The sequence below is a fragment of the Rhodococcus qingshengii JCM 15477 genome, from assembly GCF_023221595.1.
Classification (GTDB): domain Bacteria; phylum Actinomycetota; class Actinomycetes; order Mycobacteriales; family Mycobacteriaceae; genus Rhodococcus_F; species Rhodococcus_F qingshengii.
Genome location: NZ_CP096563.1, coordinates 129308 through 150961, shown reverse-complemented (window position 1 = coordinate 150961; position 21654 = coordinate 129308). Strand labels below are relative to the sequence as shown.

The 21654-nt window shown below is 63.6% G+C and carries 19 protein-coding genes; 10 read left to right on the top strand and 9 right to left on the bottom strand.

All coding sequences use genetic code 11. The features are described 5' to 3' along the window. Window positions 1–83 precede the first annotated feature (83 nt). From stf0 to cysC, 3 genes are read left to right on the top strand one after another with little or no spacing between them, the layout of a single operon-like run. The gene (stf0, locus tag M0639_RS00625) at window positions 84–893 is read left to right on the top strand and encodes a trehalose 2-sulfotransferase (protein ID WP_007735934.1); all 810 of its coding nucleotides are present in this window, start codon (window positions 84–86) and stop codon (window positions 891–893) included. Then, window positions 890–1804, top strand: a complete 915-nt coding sequence (gene cysD / locus M0639_RS00620; RefSeq protein ID WP_047272728.1) for a sulfate adenylyltransferase subunit CysD — start codon at window positions 890–892, stop codon at window positions 1802–1804. The genes stf0 and cysD overlap by 4 nt, the downstream gene beginning before the upstream one ends. Further along, window positions 1804–3684, top strand: a complete 1881-nt coding sequence (gene cysC, locus M0639_RS00615) for an adenylyl-sulfate kinase (protein ID WP_058038087.1) — start codon at window positions 1804–1806, stop codon at window positions 3682–3684. Before cysD ends, cysC begins: the two co-directional genes overlap by 1 nt. Here the strand turns inward: cysC and M0639_RS00610 are convergent. From M0639_RS00610 to M0639_RS00595, 4 genes are read right to left on the bottom strand one after another with little or no spacing between them, the layout of a single operon-like run. After that, window positions 3681–5051 (bottom strand): sulfatase family protein, encoded by a 1371-nt coding sequence (locus M0639_RS00610; RefSeq protein ID WP_058038088.1) that lies wholly within the window; start codon window positions 5049–5051, stop codon window positions 3681–3683. The two genes, cysC and M0639_RS00610, sit on opposite strands and share 4 nt — an antisense overlap. 56 nt (window positions 5052–5107) lie before the next feature. After that, entirely contained in the window at window positions 5108–8305 is a 3198-nt protein-coding gene (locus tag M0639_RS00605; RefSeq protein WP_058038089.1) for a carboxyl transferase domain-containing protein, read from the bottom strand. Beyond that, window positions 8302–9999, bottom strand: a complete 1698-nt coding sequence (locus tag M0639_RS00600) for an AMP-binding protein (protein ID WP_064073621.1) — start codon at window positions 9997–9999, stop codon at window positions 8302–8304. The genes M0639_RS00605 and M0639_RS00600 overlap by 4 nt, the downstream gene beginning before the upstream one ends. Window positions 10000–10023: 24 nt before the next feature. Continuing rightward, entirely contained in the window at window positions 10024–10659 is a 636-nt protein-coding gene (locus M0639_RS00595) for a TetR/AcrR family transcriptional regulator (RefSeq protein WP_019746323.1), read from the bottom strand. A gap of 150 nt (window positions 10660–10809) precedes the next feature. Between M0639_RS00595 and M0639_RS00590 the strand changes: the two genes are divergently transcribed. Genes M0639_RS00590 through M0639_RS00580 form a run of 3 tightly spaced genes read left to right on the top strand, consistent with a single transcriptional unit; the run spans window position 10810 to window position 13747 of the window. After that, window positions 10810–11406, top strand: a complete 597-nt coding sequence (locus M0639_RS00590) for a M20/M25/M40 family metallo-hydrolase (RefSeq protein ID WP_231915075.1) — start codon at window positions 10810–10812, stop codon at window positions 11404–11406. Continuing rightward, window positions 11340–12188 carry a peptidase dimerization domain-containing protein gene (locus M0639_RS00585; RefSeq protein ID WP_231915076.1) on the top strand — a complete coding sequence of 283 codons (849 nt, stop codon included), beginning with the start codon at window positions 11340–11342 and terminating at the stop codon, window positions 12186–12188. Before M0639_RS00590 ends, M0639_RS00585 begins: the two co-directional genes overlap by 67 nt. After that, window positions 12185–13747, top strand: coding sequence for a YfcC family protein (locus M0639_RS00580; RefSeq protein WP_050657054.1), 1563 nt, complete (start codon window positions 12185–12187; stop codon window positions 13745–13747). Before M0639_RS00585 ends, M0639_RS00580 begins: the two co-directional genes overlap by 4 nt. Before the next feature lies 1 nt (window position 13748). Here the strand turns inward: M0639_RS00580 and M0639_RS00575 are convergent, their stop codons facing one another. Further along, window positions 13749–14336, bottom strand: coding sequence for a DinB family protein (locus tag M0639_RS00575; RefSeq protein WP_003944177.1), 588 nt, complete (start codon window positions 14334–14336; stop codon window positions 13749–13751). A gap of 18 nt (window positions 14337–14354) precedes the next feature. Between M0639_RS00575 and M0639_RS00570 the strand changes: the two genes are divergently transcribed. The 4 genes from M0639_RS00570 (at window position 14355) to M0639_RS00555 (ending at window position 18054) form a co-directional block, all read left to right on the top strand. After that, the gene (locus M0639_RS00570; RefSeq protein ID WP_231915077.1) at window positions 14355–15602 is read left to right on the top strand and encodes a hypothetical protein; all 1248 of its coding nucleotides are present in this window, start codon (window positions 14355–14357) and stop codon (window positions 15600–15602) included. 68 nt (window positions 15603–15670) lie between these two features. Beyond that, window positions 15671–17317, top strand: coding sequence for an MFS transporter (locus tag M0639_RS00565; RefSeq protein ID WP_050657053.1), 1647 nt, complete (start codon window positions 15671–15673; stop codon window positions 17315–17317). 3 nt (window positions 17318–17320) lie between these two features. Further along, the gene (locus tag M0639_RS00560) at window positions 17321–17773 is read left to right on the top strand and encodes a DUF6325 family protein (protein WP_064073622.1); all 453 of its coding nucleotides are present in this window, start codon (window positions 17321–17323) and stop codon (window positions 17771–17773) included. Next, entirely contained in the window at window positions 17770–18054 is a 285-nt protein-coding gene (locus M0639_RS00555; protein ID WP_007735909.1) for an SHOCT domain-containing protein, read from the top strand. The genes M0639_RS00560 and M0639_RS00555 overlap by 4 nt, the downstream gene beginning before the upstream one ends. Before the next feature lies 1 nt (window position 18055). Here the strand turns inward: M0639_RS00555 and M0639_RS00550 are convergent, their stop codons facing one another. Genes M0639_RS00550 through M0639_RS00535 form a run of 4 tightly spaced genes read right to left on the bottom strand, consistent with a single transcriptional unit; the run spans window position 18056 to window position 21571 of the window. Then, a complete protein-coding gene (locus M0639_RS00550) occupies window positions 18056–18739 on the bottom strand; it encodes a SagB family peptide dehydrogenase (protein ID WP_064073623.1) in 684 nt (227 codons plus the stop codon). Next, on the bottom strand, window positions 18736–19716 hold the full coding sequence (locus M0639_RS00545; protein ID WP_064073624.1) for an ABC transporter substrate-binding protein: 981 nt from the start codon (window positions 19714–19716) through the stop codon (window positions 18736–18738). The genes M0639_RS00550 and M0639_RS00545 overlap by 4 nt, the downstream gene beginning before the upstream one ends. Continuing rightward, window positions 19713–20507, bottom strand: a complete 795-nt coding sequence (locus M0639_RS00540) for an ABC transporter ATP-binding protein (RefSeq protein WP_042453274.1) — start codon at window positions 20505–20507, stop codon at window positions 19713–19715. Before M0639_RS00540 ends, M0639_RS00545 begins: the two co-directional genes overlap by 4 nt. Continuing rightward, on the bottom strand, window positions 20504–21571 hold the full coding sequence (locus M0639_RS00535) for a FecCD family ABC transporter permease (protein ID WP_042453275.1): 1068 nt from the start codon (window positions 21569–21571) through the stop codon (window positions 20504–20506). Before M0639_RS00535 ends, M0639_RS00540 begins: the two co-directional genes overlap by 4 nt. Between the last annotated feature and the right edge of the window lie 83 nt (window positions 21572–21654).

Below are 21654 nucleotides of genomic sequence, written 5' to 3'. Positions count from 1 at the left end.
ACGTTTCACGTCGAGATTTAACCTCTACGTGAGTTTATTTTCCCAGCTTGCGGCGGTTTCCGGCCCCCCTTAGCGTTGCTCGCATGACGGAGGCCCAACGCTCGTTTCTCGTCTGCGCTTCGCAGCGCAGCGGCAGTACTTTGCTGGTCGAATCCCTGCGAGCAACCGGGGTCGCGGGTGAGCCGGAAGAGTTCTTCCAGTACCTCCCCGAGACCTCGCGATCGCCGCAACCGAGGCAGTGGTTCGAAGACGTCACGGACGAGTCCGTCCTGGGTCTGCTCGCCCCGTTCCACCCGGGCACGCCGGACACTCGCACCTCCGAACAGTGGCGCACACAACTTCTCGAACTCGGCCGAACCCCCAACGGAGTCTGGGGTGGCAAGCTGATGTGGAACCAGACGCCGCTCCTACTCGATCGCGCGGCCGGATTGCCCTGGCGCAGTGGGACGGACCTACGTTCCGCACTCCACGACACCCTCGATCACGACCTGCAGTTCATCCACGTCTATCGAGAAGATGTCGTCGCTCAAGCTGTGTCGATGTGGCGCGCCGTGCAGACACAGGTTTGGCGCGACGACGCGACTCCACCGAATCTCTCGGACGGTGCGCAGTACAACGCAGTCGGAATCGCGCACCTGGTGACGATTCTCGGTGAGCAGGAACGCCAATGGAAGCGCTGGTTCGAGGAAGAGGACATCTCTCCCATCGAAGTCGGGTTCCGCGATCTCACCGAAGACCCGCAATCCGTGGTCGCAAAAACCCTCATCTCCCTCGGCCTCGACGGACAACTGGCCCCGCCACCGCCGCTGCGTCGTCAGAGCGACGGACGATCCCGCGAATGGGTGCAGCGTTATCGCATCGACGCCGAACAGAACGGATATCCCGTCACATGAGCACCGTCACCGATGTCGTCGACGAACTCCGAGTTCTCGAATCCGAAGCGGTTCACATCATTCGAGAGGTGGTGGCAGAACTCGAGAGACCGGTCCTGCTCTTCTCGGCCGGCAAGGACTCGATAGTCCTGCTTCGTCTGGCCGAGAAGGCGTTTCGGCCCTCCCCACTCCCTTTCCCGGTCCTGCACGTCGACACCGGTCACAATTTCGAGGAGGTCATCGAATTTCGCGACCGTCGAATCAAGGAGGGCGGGCACACACTTCTGGTTGCTTCCGTTCAGGATTCGATCGACCAGGGCAGAGTGCAGGAGTCGACCGAGACCAGCGGATCGCGAAACCGCCTGCAGACCAGAACCCTGCTCGACGCTCTCGAAGCTGGAAGGTTCGACGCCGCGTTCGGCGGCGCCCGCCGGGACGAGGAACGTGCGCGCGCCAAGGAAAGAGTCCTCAGCTTCCGTGACGAGTTCGGCCAGTGGGACCCGCGAGCGCAACGGGCCGAACCGTGGTCGCTCTACAACGGTCGGATCAGACGCGGCGAGTCCGTTCGTGTCTTTCCGCTGAGCAACTGGACCGAGCTCGACATCTGGCGCTACATAGCCCAGGAGGAACTGGAACTGCCGTCCATCTATTTCGCGCACCAGCGGAGGGTATTCGAGCGCGACGGAATGCTCCTCGCTGCTTCCGAATTCAGCACCGACGCCGAGAACGCCGCGGCAACGACCGAGTGGGTGCGATATCGAACCGTCGGCGATCTGACCATCACCGGCGCCGTTCGATCGCACGCCACCACTATCGACGACGTCGTCACCGAAATCTCGGCCGCGACGGTTTCCGAACGAGGCGAGACTCGCGCAGACGACCGAACGTCGGTCGCCGCGATGGAAGACCGAAAGCGTGAGGGCTACTTCTGATGACGACCACCATCACTCGCCAACTCCTGCGGCTGGCAACGGCGGGTAGCGTCGACGACGGCAAGAGCACGCTGATCGGACGACTGTTGCACGACACCGACAGCCTGCCAACCGATCACCTCGATTCCGTGACCGACGAGCACGGTGTCGCCGACCTGGCTGCACTCTCCGACGGACTACGTGCCGAGCGTGAACAGGGCATCACGATCGACGTCGCGTACCGATTCTTCTCCACCCCGACAAGAAGTTACGTACTCGCCGACACCCCGGGGCACGAACGCTACACGCGCAACATGTTCACCGGAGCATCCAACGCTCACGTAGCGGTCCTGCTGGTCGACGCGAGGACCGGCGTGTTGCGTCAGACGCGCCGGCACGCCAGAATCGCCGCACTGCTCGGTGTTCCGAACCTTGTAGCCGTGGTGAACAAGATCGATCTGGTGGACTTCGACGAAGCGAGATTCGCTCAGGTGCAGGAAGAATTGCGGGCCTTGGCACGGCAAGTCGGACGCGAGGACGTACTCGCCATACCGGTCTCCGCGAAAGCCGGCGACAATGTCGTGACGCGGTCCGAGAACACCGCGTGGTACGAGGGGCCGACGCTCCTCGAGTACCTCGAAGGCGTCGAACTCCATGCGCCCGCGACGCACATCGAGGAGCTTCGGCTTCCCGTGCAATGGGTTTCGCGCCCCGATCCGCAGAATCGTCGCCGGTACACCGGCCGGATCTCGGCAGGCACACTGAGCGTCGGAGACGAGGTAGTGGTCCTGCCGTCCGGATCGAAGAGCACCGTGATCAGTCTGGACACTCTCGACGACAACCGCAGTACTGCCGTTGCACCACTGTCGGTTTCGGTGGAACTGGCCGACGACATCGACGTCGGACGTGGCGACGTTCTGGTCAGTGGCGGTGCGCAGGCTCATTTGCCGGTTCTGGCCCGAGAACTCGAAGCCACCATCTGCTGGTTGTCCAACACACCGTTGCGCGCGGGCGATCGGATAGCGCTCAAACACACGTCCCGGACCGTGCGAGCGACCGTCCAAGAACTGCACACCCGTCTCGATCCTGAAACGCTCGACGAGCAGGACAGCCCAGTCGAATTGGGACTCAACGACATCGGAACGGTCACGCTCCGAACCAGTTCCGTGGTGGTCGCCGACACCTACGACCACAATCGGGACTCTGGCGCCTTCATCCTGATCGACGAGCAGAGCAACGACACCGTCGGCGCCGGCACCATTCTCGAACCACGCGTCGTCGTTCCCGGCGAGCAGACCCGCAACGACATCAAGTGGCATCCGTCCTCACTCGAACGTCAACGGCGATGGGCGTCTACCACCCAGAGGGGCGCGACGATCTGGCTGACCGGCCTTCCTGCCTCCGGAAAATCCACCGTCGCTGTGGCTGTCGAACGTGCGCTCGTCGACGCGGGACGCACCGCGTATCTCCTGGACGGTGACAACGTCCGCCACGGTATCTCCGACGATCTCGGGTTCTCGCCGGGAGACCGGGCCGAGAACATCCGGCGCGTCGGGCATCTCACTCGACTGTTCGCCGACGCCGGCGTCGTGGCCATCGCGTCGATGGTTTCGCCGCTGCGTTCGGATCGAGCAATTGCGCGCGCTCTCAACGAAGCTGCCGGGCTCACTTTCCTCGAAGTTGCCGTCACCACTCCCGTCGAAGAATGCGAACGCCGCGATCCCAAGGGCCTGTACGCACGTGCGCGGGCGGGTGAACTGAAGGGGCTCACCGGAATCGACGCGCCTTACGAGACGCCGGAGGACCCGGACCTGGCATTCGACACAACCGGCGCTGACATCAACGAGCTGGTCGAGCGGGTCATCGCATTGTTGGAAGAGCGCGAAGCCGCGAGGCCCTAGGGGTTTTCGGTGTCCGACTCGAGGTAACCGCGGTCCGCACTGTAGGCGGACCGCACGTTGGGTCGGACACCGATCTTCTCGAGGTACGCCGCCATGCGGTGCACCGCCATCGCGCTTCCCAATGCCTCGTCCGGGAGACGATCGTCGGTTTCGGCGCGCCACGTGTGAAGCTGCGAGGACAATTCCGCCTGTATTGCCGAGACTTCCGGTCGATCGATCAGATTGATCTTCTCGTCCGGGTCGGCACGGAGGTCGTACAGCTCCCGGGGTGCGCGTACCGCAAGATGCTCGGTGCCGAGCGCTTTTCCGGAAAGACTGTCCTCGATGTCGAGCGGTAGATCCAGAGCGGGGCGGACGGCGTAGTTCTCGATGTAGCTGTAGTCCTTGGTACGCACCGCTCGAATGGGATCGAAGCTGTCGTGAAAGGTCTTCTCCGTGAACAGGGAAGTACGAACGGGTTCGGACGGTTCAGTTCCGCGGTCGACGAGGGCATCGGCGTGCGAGCGCCCTTCCACCTCGGTGGGGACGTCGATTCCGAGCAGATCGAGAATGGTCGGAACAAGATCCACACCACTGAACAGTGTCTCGTATTCCTTTCCGCCACTGCGATACCGCGCGGGAGGCCGAGCGATCAAGGCAATACCGGTACCCGGGGCGTAGAGCGTCGACTTGGCACGCGGGAACGCCGCGCCGTGATCAGTGAGGAAGAAGACCCAGGTGTTCTCGTCGAGCCCCTCTTCCTCGAGGGTCGCGAGCAGTTCCCCCACCGCGGCGTCGGCCACCTCTACGCTGCCGTGGAATTCGGCCAGATCCTCGCGCACCTGTGGCACGTCCGGAAGGTATCCGGGGACCTCCAGGGCTGCGGTGTCCGCCGGGGTATAGCGATCGGCGGGGTACGGGCGATGCGTTTCGAAGAATCCCGTGGTGAGCAGGAACGGCTCGGGCGGGAAGCGTCGTAGCCAGTTCTGGGCACGCGGAACCACGTAGTCGCAGAACGAGTTGGTGACGTCGTACTCGTGGTAGCCCAGTCGCTTCGGATACGCAGTCTCGTGCTGCATGCCGAAGAGCGAGGTGTACCAACCGTGGTCGGAGAGGATCTGCGGGAGCGTCTGCACCTCAGCGTGGTACTCCCAGCCGTGGTGCGCCAACCCGATCAGACCGTTGTTGTGCGGATACCTGCCCGAGAAGAGCGATCCGCGCGAAGGCGAGCACAGCGGCGCCGTCGCGTGTGCGTCGGTGAACCGGATGCCTTCTGCCGCCAGCCGGTCGAGATGGGGGCTGTTGACCCCGGCGACACCGTAACTCGCGAGGTGCCGCCCCAGGTCGTGCCAATGAATGATCAGGACGTTATCTCGCGCAGCCGACACGTGGGCAAGGCTAGTTGCCCCGCCCACGTGCGGCAACAGCTCGAATCAGCAGGATCTCAACTGTTTCTGCAGAGTTGTCTGATCCATCCGCGGGTATCGGCCGGATCGATGACGTCGTCCAGTTCGAACGTGGTCGCCGCCATCAGCGCCTTGCCCTGTGCGTAGGCCAGTTCCACGAACTGACCGAACAGCGTTTCCCGAGCCACCGGATCTTCGACGGACTCGAGTTCCTTGCGGAAACCGAGACGCACAGCACCTTCCAGACCCATCGGCCCGATCTCGCCCGTCGGCCACGCGACCGTGAACTCGGGGGCGTGGAAGGAACCACCGGCCATTGCCATAGCGCCCAACCCGTAACCCTTGCGCAGGATGATCGTTCCGAACGGCACGGTGAGGCGAGCACCGGCAACGAAGAACCTGCCGAACCTTCGAACCGTCGCCTCCTCCTCCGAATCCGGGCCCACCATGAATCCCGGTGTGTCGCACAGCGTCACCAGAGGGATGCGGTGCGCTTCGAGCAGTTCCAGGAAATCCGAAGCCTTGTCCGAGGCTTCCGCGTCGATCGCGCCGCCGAGATGCTCGCTGCTGTTCGCCAGCACACCGTACGGAACTCCTTCGACACGAACGAGTGCGGTTACTACACCGCGTCCGTAGTCTCGACGCAGTTCCAGGACGCTGTCGACGTCCGCGATTGCGTCGATCGCTCCACGAACGTCGTACGAGCGCAGGCGATTCTCCGGCACCACATGCCGCGAGAGCCGCGGATCCGGAGCGGTCCACTCTCCGCTCGCACCCTGGAAGTAGCCGAGGTACTGCTTGGCCAGCGCCACCGCATGAGCGTCGTCGTCAGCGACCAGGTGTACGACGCCGTTGCGGCGCTGCACGTCGATGGGGCCGATGTCCTCGGGGCGAAAGTTTCCGAGCCCGCCGCCCTCGACCATGGCAGGACCACCCATCCCGATGTTGGCGTCCGGTGTCGCGATCAGGACGTCGCACGCGCCGGCCAGGGCCGCGTTGCCCGCGAAACAGCGCCCGGACACGACGGCGACCATGGGCACCCGCCCGCTCAGCGCCGCCATGGCGCGGAAGGTTCCCAGCTCGAGGCCCGCCCCGGCGCCGGCGTCGGTGTCACCGGGGCGACCGCCGCCACCTTCCGCGAACAGCACCACCGGAACTCGCTTGCGATCGGCGATCTCGAGCAGGCGGTCGGTCTTGGCGTGATTGCGCATGCCCTGGGTACCGGCGAGCACCGAGTAGTCGTACGAGATCACGACGCTCTCGCCGCCGCTGATGGTCGCCACTCCGCCGATCAACCCGTCGGCAGGAGTGTTGGCGATCAGGTCTTCCTCGCTGCGTCGACTGCGCTGCGCCGCCAGCGCGAGCGCGCCGTACTCGACCAGGCTGTCGTCGTCGACCAGGTCGTAGACGTTCTCGCGAGCAGTCCGGCGTCCCAGCTTGTGACGCTTCGCCACGGCTGCGGGCCGGGCCGGGTCCAGGGTCACCTCGTGGCGAGCGATGATTTCGGCGAGGTCGGGACGGACGTCGTCGAGGTCCACCTCGTCGACCTCGGCGAGCTTCGATCCTGCGCTTGCACTACGGACGACGAGCAACGGTTCGCCCGCGCCCACCGACCTGCCCGGTGACGACAGGACCCGGACCACTTCGAGATCACCGGGCGCCGAGAGAACATGCTGCATCTTCATCGCCTCGAGGACGGCAACCTGGCCACCCGCATGGATACCGTCACCGACTGCCGCGAGTTCGACGACGATGCCCGCCATCTGTGCACGGACCACATCCTCGTCCGGTGCCACGTCCACAGACGAGGAGGGCGTTTGTGGGCCCACTTCGGGGACAAGGTCCGCCAATCGAGAACCCAACCAGTCGACGTCGACCAGGCCGTCGCGGAAGTCCTTGTCCGACAGTATTGCCTGCAGAAATTCGAGGTTGGTCGCTACACCGTCGATGGCGAACTCACTGAGAGCAGCAATCGACTTACGCACCGCGGCAGGGAAATCCGCTCGACGCGTGTGGGTGATCACCTTTGCCAGCAGCGAATCGTAACGCGCACTCGGCGAGAGTCCGACCGTACCGAAGGTATCCACGCGCACGCCGGGTCCGCCCGGAGGAGTGAAGTTGTCGAGCGTGCCGGAGGACGGCAGCGCATTGCCGTCCGGCGTCATGGTTTCCATGTTGACGCGGGCCTGTATCGCAATCCCCGAAGCGTTTGCCACGGATCCGACTGTCTCCGAGCCCTTCTCGACAGCGATGATCCCTGTTGGCAGGTCCAGGTTCTCGAACGGAACTCCGTCCGCGATCGCGAGCTGCACGGCGACGAGATCGACTCCGGTGACCTCCTCGGTCACCGTGTGCTCCACCTGAATTCGGGGATTGACCTCGAGGAAGACGAACCCGCGTTCCTCGACCAGGAACTCGACCGTCGCGATGCCTCGATAGCCGACCTCGGCGCACAGCCTCGCCGCCGCAGCGTGAAGACGCTCGCGCAGGGCCCCCGACAGCCCCTGCGCGGGCGCAACCTCGATCAACTTCTGATGGCGACGTTGGACGCTGCAATCGCGGTCACCCAGAGCGAGCGCGTGGGTTCCACCTTGCCCCGGTGCCGCCACGATCTGCACTTCGATGTGCCGAGCGTGCTCACTGAGTACCTCGGCGAACAGTGCCGAACTGCCGAATCCCGACTGGGCTTCGGCCGCACACACACGGTACGCGTCGTCGAGCGCTTTCGGGTCGCGCACCGCGCGCATGCCGCGGCCACCGCCGCCGCTGAGCGCCTTGATCATGATGCCGCGGGAGTTGCGCTCGAAGAATTCACGCACCTCGTCGAGGTCGGCGTTCGCCGATGTCGACGGCAGGACCGGCACTCCTGAGTCGACCGCCGCAGTGCGGGCGCTGGCCTTGTCGCCGAAAGTCCGGAGAACCTGGGCGTCCGGGCCGACGAAGACGATGCCCGCCTCGGTACACGCCTGCGCGAATTCGGCATTCTCACTGAGGAATCCGTAGCCCGGGTGCACGTGCGTGGCGCCCGTTTCGGCCGCGATCTTCAGCAGTGCGCTCTGATCCAGGTACGCGGATGCGCCCGACGCTCCGAGCGGCACCGACTCCGTGGCCGCCGCGACGTGCGGACTGGACGCGTCGTCCTCGGCGTACACCGACACCGTCTCGATCCCGAGTTCACGGGCAGTTCGAATGATCCGCAGCGCAATTTCGCCGCGGTTCGCAATCAGCAGTCTCACTTGTCCCCCTGAGTGCGCTCGAACAGATCGCCCTTGCGCACCTTTCCTGTCGCTGTCATCGGAAGCGCCTCGAGCACTTCCACTTCGGGCACCTTGTACGTGGCCATGTTCTCCTTGGCCCACGAGACGATCTCGTCGGCCGCAGTGTCGGAACCCTCGACCAGTTGGACAAACGCAAAAGCCACCTGCCCCTTGTCCGGGTCCGGTTTCGGCACCACCGCAGCCTTTTCGATCGCCGGGTGCAGCATGAGCAGCGCTTCCACCTCGGAGGGAAAGACACTCATGCCGTTGGTCTTGATCATTTCCTTGTTCCGCGCCAAATAGTGCAAACCGCCACGCTCACTGAACTTTCCGACGTCACCGGTCTGCAGCCAGCCGTCACGGATGGCGTCGGCGGTGGCCGCCTCGTTGCGGTAGTACGCGGAAAGGATGGACGGGCTGCGCACGATGATCTGCCCGTGCTCGCCGACGGGAACCGGCCTGCCGTCGTGATCGACGATCAGAACGTCGGTGCCGGGCACCGGAATTCCGCAGAACACCGGCTCGCTTTTCAGGTCGTAGTCGCCGTCCTGGAAGCCGAGGGTGATCGTGTCCGCGGTGTGGGTTTCGGTCATGCCGTAGCTCGCTTCGCGCAGAACGCCGCCGGTAGCCTCGCGCCACCGCTGGCGCGTGGCCGGATCGAGTTTGAGAACGAACGAAACTGCCATGACGTTCTGGAGTGTCGAGAGATTTCGCTCCGCGAATCCTGGCGTGTCCATCAGTTCGACGTAATTGTCGACAGTTCCGACCAGCGAGGTCACGCCGTAAGCCTCGACAGCGTCGAGCGTGGTCTCCGCATCCCAACGATTCAGCAGGACCACGGTTCCGCCGTTGACGAGCGGAACCAGGATGCCGAAGTCCTCACCTGCGATCCAGAAGATCGGCAAGAACACCAGGGACACCGGCGGATTGGCACCCACCTGGTCGCCGCCCGCAAGCGTCGCGGTGGCCGCGGTGTAAACCATGTGGCGCTGAGTGTGCTCACAGCCCTTGGGCATTCCCGTCGTTCCGCCCGTGTAGTTCAGGGCGGCGAGGGAATCGAGTTCGGTGGCGACAGGAGTCGCCCGCTCACTGGTGATGATCGACTGCCAGTCGCTCAGGCGCGGATCGTCGACCTCGAAGGGCAGTTCGACGGTCGGGATCGCCGTCAGCATGTCCGACACTGCAGTCTTCGCGACGTGTTCGAGTGGAGTCTGTGAGCGAACCTTCTTCACCAACTTCGAGAAGGTGTTCTGCGTCAGTAGGACCTTGACGCCGGCATCGTTGAGTTCGTGAATCAATTCATGTTCACGGAAGAGTGGATTGATCGGCACGTGAACCGCACCGACCTTGAGAATGCCGAGCATCGCGATATGGAACTGAGGGCAATTGACCAGGTGAACGCCGACGCGATCGCCGCGTTCGACTCCGAGTGACAGCAGCCATCCGGCAAAACGATCCGAAAGCTCGTCGTATTCGGAATACGTAATGACCCGGCCGTAGAAGACGATGGCAGGAGTATCCGGCCGCTCGATCGCCCAATGCCGCAAGTAATCGACAAGTCCCCCACCTTCGAGCGGATACTCGACGGCGCGGGGAATGCCGGCGGGCCAATGCGCGTGTTGCAGCGCAGAGATCTCCGCCAGAGCCGCTTCGAGCACGTCTTGTTCTGCCACCGATCACTCCATTCGTAAAAAAATCTATTTCGACTCTTCGAACCCGATCAACCGCTCGGACATCGTCGTCATATCTGCAATGAACTGGTTCTGCTCTTCGACACTCGCCTTACTCAGTCGTGCTCCACCGGCCATCTGTGCGTCCGAGATCATCTGAACGAGCACCGGGGGCGAAACACAGGGATCTACGTCGTGAACCTGTCGAATCCGTTCGACAAAGCGGACGTAGCGGCTCACGAGCTTTTCGCGAACCGCCGACCAACTGCGCTCGACCTCGGAATCCACCCGCGCCCGATGCTCGATCACCGCGAGCAGGTCACCGTAGGTGTACACGGCCGTGATGAACGCCGACGTGGTCGTTCGGAGAACTTCGCGTAGATCCTCGGCCGCCGGGCCCTCCATGTGCTGAGCGTCGAGGAAGCGTCGGCACATCATTTCGGCGACGGCGCGGAAGACCTCGTCCTTCGACGAGAAGTACGCGTAGAAGGTCGCCCGGGACACATCAGCCCTGGTCGTGATCGTCTCGACCGTCACGGCGTCGTATCCGAGTTCGCCGAAGCAGAGGGCAGCGGTGTCGAGCAGTCCGGCACGGCGTGGACCGTCGCCGAGTTTGCGGGCTGTCCGCGCTCGCTCCTGCGTTTCACTGGTGGTCACCGTCACAGTGTGTGTTGACGTTGACGTCAATGTCAAGAATCGTGAGCCCGGCGCCCCACTTCGGCTTTTTGTTCGGGTCACCCTTTCACACCCCGCATATCGGGTGTAAGACTCTGCCTCTAATGTTTTTCGCCTTTCCCAGAAGGAGTCAATTCCGTGCCGGAAGAATCCGCCTCGCCCTCCTATTTCACAATCAAGGAAACAGTTGCAGCTTTGATGCCGGCACTGGAGTCGGAACTCGTCGAACTTGTTCGTATTCCGTCGATAGCAACAGAAGGTTTCCCCAGCGAGCCCCTGTTCGAGGCTCACGACCTGATCGTTTCTCTATTGGAGAAGTCCGGAGTCACGAAGATAGAGAAACTCGAAATAACAGGTAAAACTGCGCCGGTCATCATTGCAACAGTTCCCGGTCCAGAGGGAGCCCCGACCGTATTGATGTATTCGCATTACGACGTCGTTCCCGCCGACGACGTCGAACTCTGGGATTCACCGCCTTTCGAACCGAGCAAGCGTGACGGCGCGATTTACGGCCGCGGTACGGCAGATTCGAAGGCAAACGTCATCGGCATGATCGGCGCGCTTCGCGTCTTCGACGGAAAGCCGCCAGTGACGGTCAAGCTCGTCATCGAAGGCCAGGAAGAATTCGGCAGCCCCTCTTCGACAACTATCCTCCGGAAGCCCCCGAATTGTTTGCGGCCGACGCAATGGTCATCGCCGACGTCGGGAGCGTTCGACCCGGATCACCGACCCTGACCGTCGCACTGCGCGGATCGGCCCAGGTGATCGTCGAACTCACCACTCTCGGAGCCGACAAGCACAACGGCCTCTACGGCGGCGCCGCACCGGACGCCCGCCTCGCGCTCATCCGCGCACTGGCGTCGCTGCACGACGACAACGGCGACGTGGCGGTCGACGGCCTCATGCGCGAACCGTGGACCGGCAGTTCATACACCGAGGACGAGTTCCGCACCCTCGCCGAGATCCGTGACGGGCTTCCGCTGCTCGGAACCGGCGGCATCGGCGAACGCATCTGGTCGGGCCCGGCCATCACCGTGACGGGAATCGACGCTCCCCCTGTGGACGGTGCGGTCAACGCCGTCGCAAGCACGGCCCGCGCCGTGATCAATCTGCGCGTACACCCGCGCCAACCTGCCACCGAGGCGCAGGCTGCTCTGGTCCGGCACCTGGAAGCCCTGCGCCCCTTCGGTTTGCAACTGACCGTCACCGCGGGAGAAACCGGCGACGGGTTTGCGGCAGCCGAAGGTGGACCGGCCTTCGACGCGGCATTGTCTGCACTATCGCAGTCGTGGGGTGAGCCGGCCGGGCTGATGGCAGGCGGCGGCTCGATCCCCCTCGTGATGGCCTTGGATACAGCAGTGCCCACCGCCGAGAAGCTGTTGTTCGGCGCCACCGACGGTTACGCGAACATCCACGGCCCCAACGAACGCGTCCTGCTCGACGAGCTCGAGAAGGCCGTCGTCGCCAAAGCACTGTTCTTCCAGGAGTACGCCGACACCTTCGAGGGGAAGAAATGAGCACCGAAACCGACACGGGGTCCGCACCTACTCCGGCCAAGAAGAAGTTCGAGTTCCCCGGCGCGGTCACGATGCTCGCGATCGTCACCGTCCTGGTATGGATTGCAGCACTGTTCATTCCGGCCGGACGCTTCGGCGTCGACGTGGACGGCTCACCCGTTCCCGGCAGCTTCGAAACCGTCACGTCTCCGCTGTCGTTCTGGGAACGAATCCAGCAACTGATCCTCTCCCCCGTCAACGGCCTCTACGGCGTACAGGATTCGATCACCGGGTTCGTCGACACCGACAACATCGGACGGCTCTTCGGTTCGGTCGGCGTAGTCCTCTTCATCATGGCGCTCGGTGCGTTCATCTCGGTCAGCTTTGCCACCCGCAGTCTCGAAACCGCTGTCTCCCAACTCGCTACCAAGCTCAGCGACAAGGGCTGGTTGCTCATCACCGTCATCATGGTGCTGTTCTCACTGCTCGGTTCGACAATGGGCTTCTCGGTCGAGACGTTCGGCTTCTACGCCCTGCTCATACCGCTGATGACGGCACTGGGCTACGACCGCATGGTCGCGGCCACCATGATCATCCTCGGCGCTCTGGTCGGAAACATGGCGTCGACCGTCAATCCGTTCTCGATCGGCGTCGCCTCCGGTGAGGCAGGCGTCTCCATCGGTGACGGCATCGTGCTGCGCGTGATCCTGTGGATCGTATTGACCGCTGTGGCAGTGGTATTCGTTCTCCGCTACGCCGCAAAGGTGAAGAAGGATCCGTCCAAGTCGCTTGTCGGCTTCGACATCGCGGACGACGAAGACGAAGAGCCGGCCGAGCCGGTGGACATCGACGGCAAGCTCACCGGAACTCAGAAGCTGGTACTGCTCATCACCGGACTCACCTTCGGACTGATGATCTTCTCCGTCATCCCGTGGTCGAGCATCTTCGGCGCCACCACCGGTCCGGCCGAGTACGACGCGTATCACGTCACGGCAACCGAGCCCTACTGGTTCGAGTTGAACTGGTGGTTCCCGCAATTGGCGATGCTGTTCATCCTCGCCGCCGTTCTCGTCGGCATAGTCGCGAAGATGGGTGAGAAGAAGATCGTCTCCCTGATCACGCGTGGAGCCGGCGACATGGTCGGACCGGCGATCGTCATCCTGCTCGCTCGCGGCGTCTCGGTGATCATGACCAACACCGAAACCCTCGACACCATCCTCAACGCGATGGAGCAATTGGTCAGCGGCGCTTCGGCGGGGGTCTTCGCGATCCTGGTGATGCTCGTCAACATCCCGCTGGCGTTCCTGATCCCGTCCAGTTCCGGTCACGCCACCCTGGCGATGCCGCTGCTCGCGCCGCTGGGCGACTTTGCCGGAGTCAGCCGAGCACTCGTCATCACCGCCTTCCAGATGGGCCACGGCCTGATGCTGATGGTTGCCCCGACCAACGTCGTCGTTGTCGGCGGGTTGGCCATGGCGAAGGTCGGCTACGACAAGTTCCTGCGCTTCGTCTGGCCACTGCTACTGATCAACTTCGTGATCGTTGTCGTGGTGATCGGCGCAGCAGCGGTATTCGAGTAGTTCAGGCGTGGTGGGCCTCGCGTGCCGCCGTCTCCAGACGGTCGGTGTACTCGGCCCACCACGCCTCATCACCGGGAGCCAGATTGTTGTCGCCCGCCTTCATCCCAGCGGCGCCGTCGATCAGCTCCCGCACGATGTCCGCGTGGCCGGCGTGCCGATGGATCTCGGTGACAACGTGAACGAGTATCCGGTGCAGTGTGACGTCGCGACGATCCTCCGGCCAGTGCTTCACGAAGCCGGGGGCGTCCAGATCGTGCTCCTCGATCGTGGCGTCGGCGAAAGCCCAGGTGCGGCGATAGGTTTCGACGATGTCGGCAGTGGACTCGTCGGCGCGGGCCCACATGTCGACGTTGAGTTCCTCCGAACGCAACCACGCGGGGAGATCGGGAACCCGACGGCCGAACGTAGGACCGAAATACCCGAGCTCGACGCCGATCATGTGTTTGACCAGACCCAACAAGTTGGTCCCTGTCCGGGTCATCGGGCGCCGAATGTCATACTCCGACAGCCCGTCGAGCTTCCAGACGAGCGCATCACGTGCTGCCTGCAGGTACCGCTGGAGATCTTCCTTTTCCGAGTTGGTGGTCATGAAACCAACCTAAACCGAGTGGAGCAGACATTGACAGCGGTCGAGGATCTGACCGAGGTTGCCTCCCGGGCCGTCGCCGCCGAGCGTGACGCCCGGTCGGTGCGCTGGCACAACCCGGCAGCCGTCCGCAAGGCTGTCGCGGCCGTCCGTGATTCGCTCGACGACGAACGATCAGCGCTGAGCCGACCGTCGTACAGCGGGTTGTCACCGTCGCCGCACATGGCGCGTCAACTCGAACTGATCACGACGTTGCAGCCGCCACTGCCCGCCGACGCCGGCATCGGCACCGCCACGCAGGCCGAGGCCGACGCCGTCGCCGCGGTGACCACCGCACGGATAGCCTTGCGCGCCGCCCACCTTGCGGTTCTCGAAGCACGCGTCGCCGCGCTCGATGCCGGTGACACCGATACCGTCGCCGCCGCGATCCGCGGTTACGTCCCGCTGAACTCGGGCAACCCCGTCGTCCGGCACGTGCAGGATCTCGGCTCCCGGATCCGTGAGGAAGCACGGCACGTGGTGAGTGGTAAGCCTCGGTCGATCGCATTTCGGCTGGGGCTGAGCCTCGGAATGGGCTTGGCGTACCTGGCATTCATTCGCCTCTTCCAGTGGGACGCCAAGGAAGATCGACTGCCTTATCTTGCGCTGTACGCACTCTCGGGTGTGGTCGGAAGCGTCGTGTGCACCAATGCGCTCAGCTTCGACGCCGGCCGCGTGCGCGCTGCGTTGTCCGGTGGAACGAGGCTCTGGCACGTGCTCGTCGCGAAAAACGCGGTGATGCTGCTCCTCGTCGGCAGCGCCGGGTTCCTGCTCAGCGCCGTCCTCGCGTGGCGCTCCGGAAGCAGTGCCGACCTGGTGAAGGCGTGCGGCCAGGTGCTGACCATGATCCTGCTCTGGTTGGGGGTCGCGAACGTGATGTCGGTGAGCTTGCCGCTGCGGGCAGAACCGATGACGGCGCGGCGCCACGACGGCACGTGGAAGCAGTTCCTGCTGTCCTTCGTCATCTCGTACGGTGTCGGACTGATCGTCAATCTGATGCTCTACTGGCGCGTCTGGGCAAAGACGACGCTGCTCGAGCAGATGGGCGGTCCGTGGATTCCGGTCCTGCTGCTCCTCGCGAGCGCGGCCGCGACGTGGCTGTTGCTGACCGTGCTGGCGGTACTGCTGGCCGAGCAACCGCGCTTCCGGCGCGCCTTGCACCGGGAGATGGTGGTCTACCGCGAAGAAACCAACCACTTGCAGGCGACCATTCAGCACAATTCCGGCTAATGTAGCCGTGCGTGGCTGATCCGGGCACGTCGCGAGTACACGCAGTGTCGAGGAAGGCGTGACCCATCATGTCCGTAAAGCCTGGCGCGGCCGCCACAACGGCCGCCGTGAGCACCGCCTCCTGGCTACCACTCATCGTGGTGGTCCTCACCCAGATTCAGGCGTCGTTCGCCGTCAACGCCCTGACCGTCTCGATGGCCGGCATCACCACCGATCTCGACACGCCCGCAACAAGTGTCGGCACCGCGATCACCGCGGGCACCTTCGCCATGGCTGCCTTCATTCTGTTGGGGGCCAAGATCGGCGCCCGTTACGGAACGCGTCTGGTCTTCCAGATTGCCGTCGCGATTCACGGCCTCGCAATGGCCGCGGTCGCCCTGAGTCAGAGCCCGGCAATGCTGTTCGTGGCCCAAGCTGCATCCGGCGCCGTGATCGCCCTCATCGCTCCTGCGTTGACGGTCTTCATCGCCACGAACTTCAGTGGCGATCAGCAGGCAAAGGCCATCGGTTACCTGGCAGCAGCAATCCCGGCGGCCGGTGTGCTGGCGCTGCTCATCGCCGGTTCCTTCGCGACGACGATCGGGTGGCGATACTCGTTCGCCCTCGTCGTGGCTCTCGCGGTGGTCAACCTGATCCTGAGCTTCCGGGTCAAACCTGTTCCCCCGCAGAAGGACATCACCATCGACTGGGCCGGCGCCGCCATTGCTGCCGTTGCCGTCATCCTGCTCAGCTTCGGTTTCAGCGGCCTGAACTCGTGGGGCGTCATCCTGGCCACCGACGCTGCGCCGTTCTCGGTCATCGGTGTTTCACCCGCGGCCATCCTGATCGTCCTCGGCACCATCTGCGCGCAGGGATTCTTCCAGTGGACGCGAAGCCGCAAGGCGCAAAACAAGCCTCAGCTCTTCAACCTCGACGTCCTCAAGACCGGCGCCGAGCGCGCCACCACGATTTGCATGGCGACGATGATGTTCGTGGGAACCGCGGCCAACTTCCTCATTCCGCTGTACATGCAGATCATCCAGGGCCGCAGCAGCTTGCAGACGTCGTTCTCGATCATCCCGTACACACTTTCGATCTTCATCGCGAGCACCGTCGTCGCGCGTCTGTACAAGACGTACTCCCCGCGTCTGATCGCACGAGCCGGGTTCGTCGTCGTTGCCGCTGGACTCATCTTGTTGGCCTTCACCATTCGTGGCGACTGGCATCAGATCTTTGTCGTCATCGGACTGATCACCCTCGGCCTCGGGCAGGGCGCCATCGTTGCGCTGGTGTTCAACACCCTCCTCACCGCAGCTCCCAAGGAACTGGCCGGCGACGTCGGTGCCTGGCGGGGACTGGTACACAACATGTCCGGCAGCGTCGGCATCGCGGTGGCCAGCGTCTTCGCCGTCGGAATCCTCGGTTCCCTCGTCAGCTCGCAGCTGATCGACAACCCCACCATCCCGGCATCACTCAAGGTCGAGTCCGGGATCAATCTCGACCAGGTCAACTTCGTCCCCAACGATCAACTCGTCGTGACGCTCGAAAACACCTCGGCGACACAAGCACAGATCGACGAAGCCATCCGGATCAACACCGAAGCGCGCTTGCGCGCCCTGCGAACCTCGCTACTCGTCCTCGCCGGACTCTCCCTGCTCGCCATCATTCCGGCCGGCCGCATGCCCGACGAAGTACCTGCTCTGGAAGAACCGCAACCCACGAAGGGCAAGAAGTAACCGATGTCCAACCAAGACCAATTCGGTCCGATCGAATACGTTGCCGTCGAGTTTCCCGGCGGTGCACCGACTTCCGCAGGATTCGAGCAGCTGCTCACTCTCGTCGACTCCGGCGTGATCCGCATCCTCGACCTCGAGTTCGTCACCAAAGCCGCCGATGGATCAGTGGCCGTCGTACCGGCATCGACCTTCGAACTCGCAGATTTCGATCTGGCGCAGTTCGACGGCGCAGCCTCCGGACTGCTCGACGCCGGCGACCTCGCTGCCGTTGGTGACGAGTTGGCCGCCGGAAGTGTTGCCACCGTACTCGTCTACGAGGAACTGGCAATACTGCCGGTGATCGACGCGTGGACCCGCAGCGGCGCAAAGATTGTCACCGAAGGTCACCTGAGCTTGGACGAACTGGCTGCTGCACTGGACAACACCGCACCAGGCAATACGGAGAAGGACGCATGAGTTTCTTGAGGCGAGCCGGCCGGGTAGCCGTCGCAAGCTCCATTCACGGCAATGTTCAGCGCCGTCAGCGGACCCGTTGGGCCGCCGAAGATCAGGCTCGCGCAGCGCAGGCCCAGCCGGTGCCACCGATTCCCGATCTACCACCCCTGCCACCGCAGGCAGCTCCGGCAGCATCGATGGACTTGAAGCTCGAACAGCTCACCAAGCTGGGCGAACTCAAGAATGCGGGAGTATTGACCGAGGCCGAGTTCGAGACCCAGAAGGCACGTATTCTCGCCTGACCTAGCTGCGCCTCCCGAGTGCAAAAGCCATGACGGGAAGCTGCGTCGTCGCGAGATTCAACAGAGATGCCACTCGCGTATCCGTGAATCCTGCGATGGCGCAGCCCGCAAGTCCCATCGCCTCGGTCACGAGGTACAGATTCTGAACCAGCACACCGGCATCCACGTGCATCGTGCGGTAGTGCCGCATCGCGTACTTCTCGAGCGGCGCTTCAACGTCGGCGACCACAAACAAAAGAACCGGGAACACGTCGACGAACTCGGGTTGGAGAAGGCTCGCTCGAAGGTGCTCTCGCACGTCGCCTGGCCGGACAGCTTCGGCACGGCCTCGGGCATATCGGTATACCCCGGCTCCGAGCTCGTCTCCGGGTCGGCTGAGAACAAACGACAGCGTCAGTTCGCGCATCCCGCCCGCCGTCGGGCTGCTGACAACACTGTGGTGCAACACGTTTGACAGCTCGCCTGCTCGGAGTGCCGTCTGTGCGGGGTCGTAGCGGCTCCGCCGTGCCTGCAAGACGTCCGCGAACCCGCAGGCCGGCAGTGGCGTCGCGGCCGGCAGTTCCACGGATTCACACGTCACCGGCGGCAGTGCGTGCTCGTCGAACGGTAGCTCCGACGGACTCACCGTCCGGTCCAACACTGCATGCAGCGATACGACGGCCTCGATTCGCTCGAGTGCAGTCACGAACCCGGGTGCAGCAGGCGAGACACCTCGCCGGCCCCGTCGATCGAGACCAACTCGCCGGCGAACCACGCCTCCGGAACGGCAAAGATCGCATTCGATGTCGCGGCGGGGGTTCCGGCAAATGCCGTCCGCGCAGCATCCAGGGTGGATTCCCGAGCCGACTCGGTGGAGTAGACGACGAGGACAGCCTTCGGCGACTTCGCGAGCACCGATTCCGTGGCTACCTGGCCGAAGTACTTTCCGTCGGGAAGGTCGTTCTCGAAAAGATTGCTTCCCCCGGCGGCCTCGAGCACACTGCTGTAGAGGCCCCTGGCCAGAGCATAGGACTGTCCCTCCGAAACCTGAACCATCACAGTGGGAACCGGCTCCTGCCCGGCGACAGATGCCTCGGTTGCTGCGAGGGACTTCTTGCCGTCGGCCAGGAGGGTTGCTGCCGCCTCACTTGTTCCGGTCAAGGCGCCGAGACCGTCGAGGTCGGACCAGACGTCGTCGATCCGCCCCTCGGTGACGGCCTTGTGGCAGTAGCCGCTGTTCACGAAGATCGGGATGCCGAGGTCACGCAATTCGTCCATGGTCTGCAATCGGTCACCGTCGAACCAGTATTCCCCGTCGGAGACGATCAGATCCGGACGGGCGTCGAGCAATGCTTCTTTCGCGGGAACTCCGGTGCTCAGTACCGGCACGGCCGCGAACTGATCAGCGAGTTCGGGGCTGGGAGGAGAGAGGTCGGTATTCGATTGTCCGACAATGCGGTCGGCGGCGCCGAGCTGAATGAGAAGTTCCGTCATCGACGGATACAGCGAGACAATCCGCTCCGCCGTCTTGGGCACCGTGACCTCGCGATCACAATTGGTGACGGTGATCTTCTCGGACGACGACGCCGCCGAATCCGCCGTGGAGTTTCCGCATGCGGTCAGTACTGCGGTGGCGGTAACGGCCGAGCACAACAGCGCGGCAGTACGTATCGAGGATTTCAAGACACTGCTTCTTTCGTGTGTAGGAGCGGAGGGGCGAACGAGAGCAGGGGGCGCCCGGTCAACGGATGAGTGCCGAGATGCACCTGAACCCCGAATACTTCGGACAGCAGGTCCTCGGTGAGGACCTCGGCCGTCGGTCCTGTCGCGACAACTACCCCGCCGGAGAGCAGACAGACGTAGTCGCAATACGCTGCGGCCAAGGCGAGTTCATGGATCGCGACAATCGTCGTGGTACCGAGTTCGGCGACCAATTCCATCAATTCGAGTTGAGCACGGATGTCGAGGTGGTTGGTGGGCTCGTCCAGGACCAGCACCGACGGTTGTTGAGCGATCGCCCGGGCCAACATCACACGCTGTTTTTCTCCGCCGGACAGTTCGGCGAAGAGACGTGATCCAAAGCCCTGCATGCCGGTTCGCACCAGTGCGGCGCTGACGATGTCTCGGTCGATCTCGCCGAGTCGAGAGAACGCGCTGTGATGCGGCGTCCGACCCGTTGCAACCACCTCGCGGACACTGAACGAGAAATCGGATGAATGCTCCTGCCCCACAACACCGATGATGCGTGCCGCCGATCGAGGCGAGAGATCGTCCCAAACATTCACCTCGTCCACCTTCACGATTCCGCTTCGAGGCTTCATCGAGCGATACAACGCGCGCAGGAGGGAGGACTTTCCACTGCCGTTCGGTCCGACGAGTCCGACCACGCTTCCCTCGGGCGCTTCGAGGTCTACACCCGAAACCACGAGGCGTCCGCCCCGAACGACGTGAATTCCGCTGGCCGACAATCTCATGACTGCGCACCGCCGTCCCGTCGAAGCAACCAGAGGAAGAACGGTGCACCCAATCCGGCGGTGATGATCCCGAGTGGTAATTCGTTGGGCGCATCCAACATCCGAGCCGCAAGATCGACGATCACCAGGAAGGTGGCACCAACCAACGCGGTCGCGGGGAGCAGCTTGCCGTGATCGGAACCGACCAGAAGTCGTACGGCGTGCGGCACGAGCAGCCCCACGAAACCGATTCCCCCGGCGACGGATACGACAACCGCGGTCAGCAACGACGCGATCACCAGTAGTAGCAACCTGGTACGGCGCACGTCCACGCCGACCGATTGCGCGCTCTCGTCTCCCATGGCCAACGCGTTGAGTTGGCGCGATTGTGTCAACAGAATTGCCGCACAGACGGTGATCACCGCGGCGGGCACACCGAGATCCGACCAACTGGCCCCGCTCACCGAGCCCAGCAACCAGAAGAGCACTCCCGAAAGCTGACTCGGATCGGCGCGCAACTGCACAAAACTTGTTGCAGCCGAGAGCAGATAGCCGATGGCAACTCCGGCCAGGACCATGCGCAGCGGGACGAGCATTCCCTCTCGCCGACCCAGGACGAGAACCGCGATCAGGGAGATCATGGCCCCCAGGAAGGCTGCCACCGGGACACCGATCGACAGGCCGGTGCCGATGCCGGTCGTCATGATCAGTACTGCACCGAAGGATGCTCCGGAACCCACGCCCAGAATGTACGGATCGGCAATCGGGTTGCGCACCAACGCTTGCAGCACGGCGCCGGCCAACGACAATCCGGCGCCCGCCAATGCCGCAATCAGAATGCGCGGTACCCGCAATCCCCACACGATCCGATCGAGCAGCGGGTCGACCGGCGGACCGCCGACGTGTGCGTACAACACCGCGAACACGTCGGCAAAGGACACCGACGCGGCACCCGACCACACCGCGACGGTGGAGACCGCGACAAGCACAACCGCCGTGGCCAACAGAAACGGGACGTACCCGCGCTCGCCGACGGGATGTGGACGCGACGGCACTCGTGGTGCTGCCTCGCTGGTCAGCGTCATCGCACTCCTGAGTCGGTGGGGTTCGCAGTCATGAACAGGTGGATCTAACCATAACGACAGTCGTTTTCATTAATAGTCACATG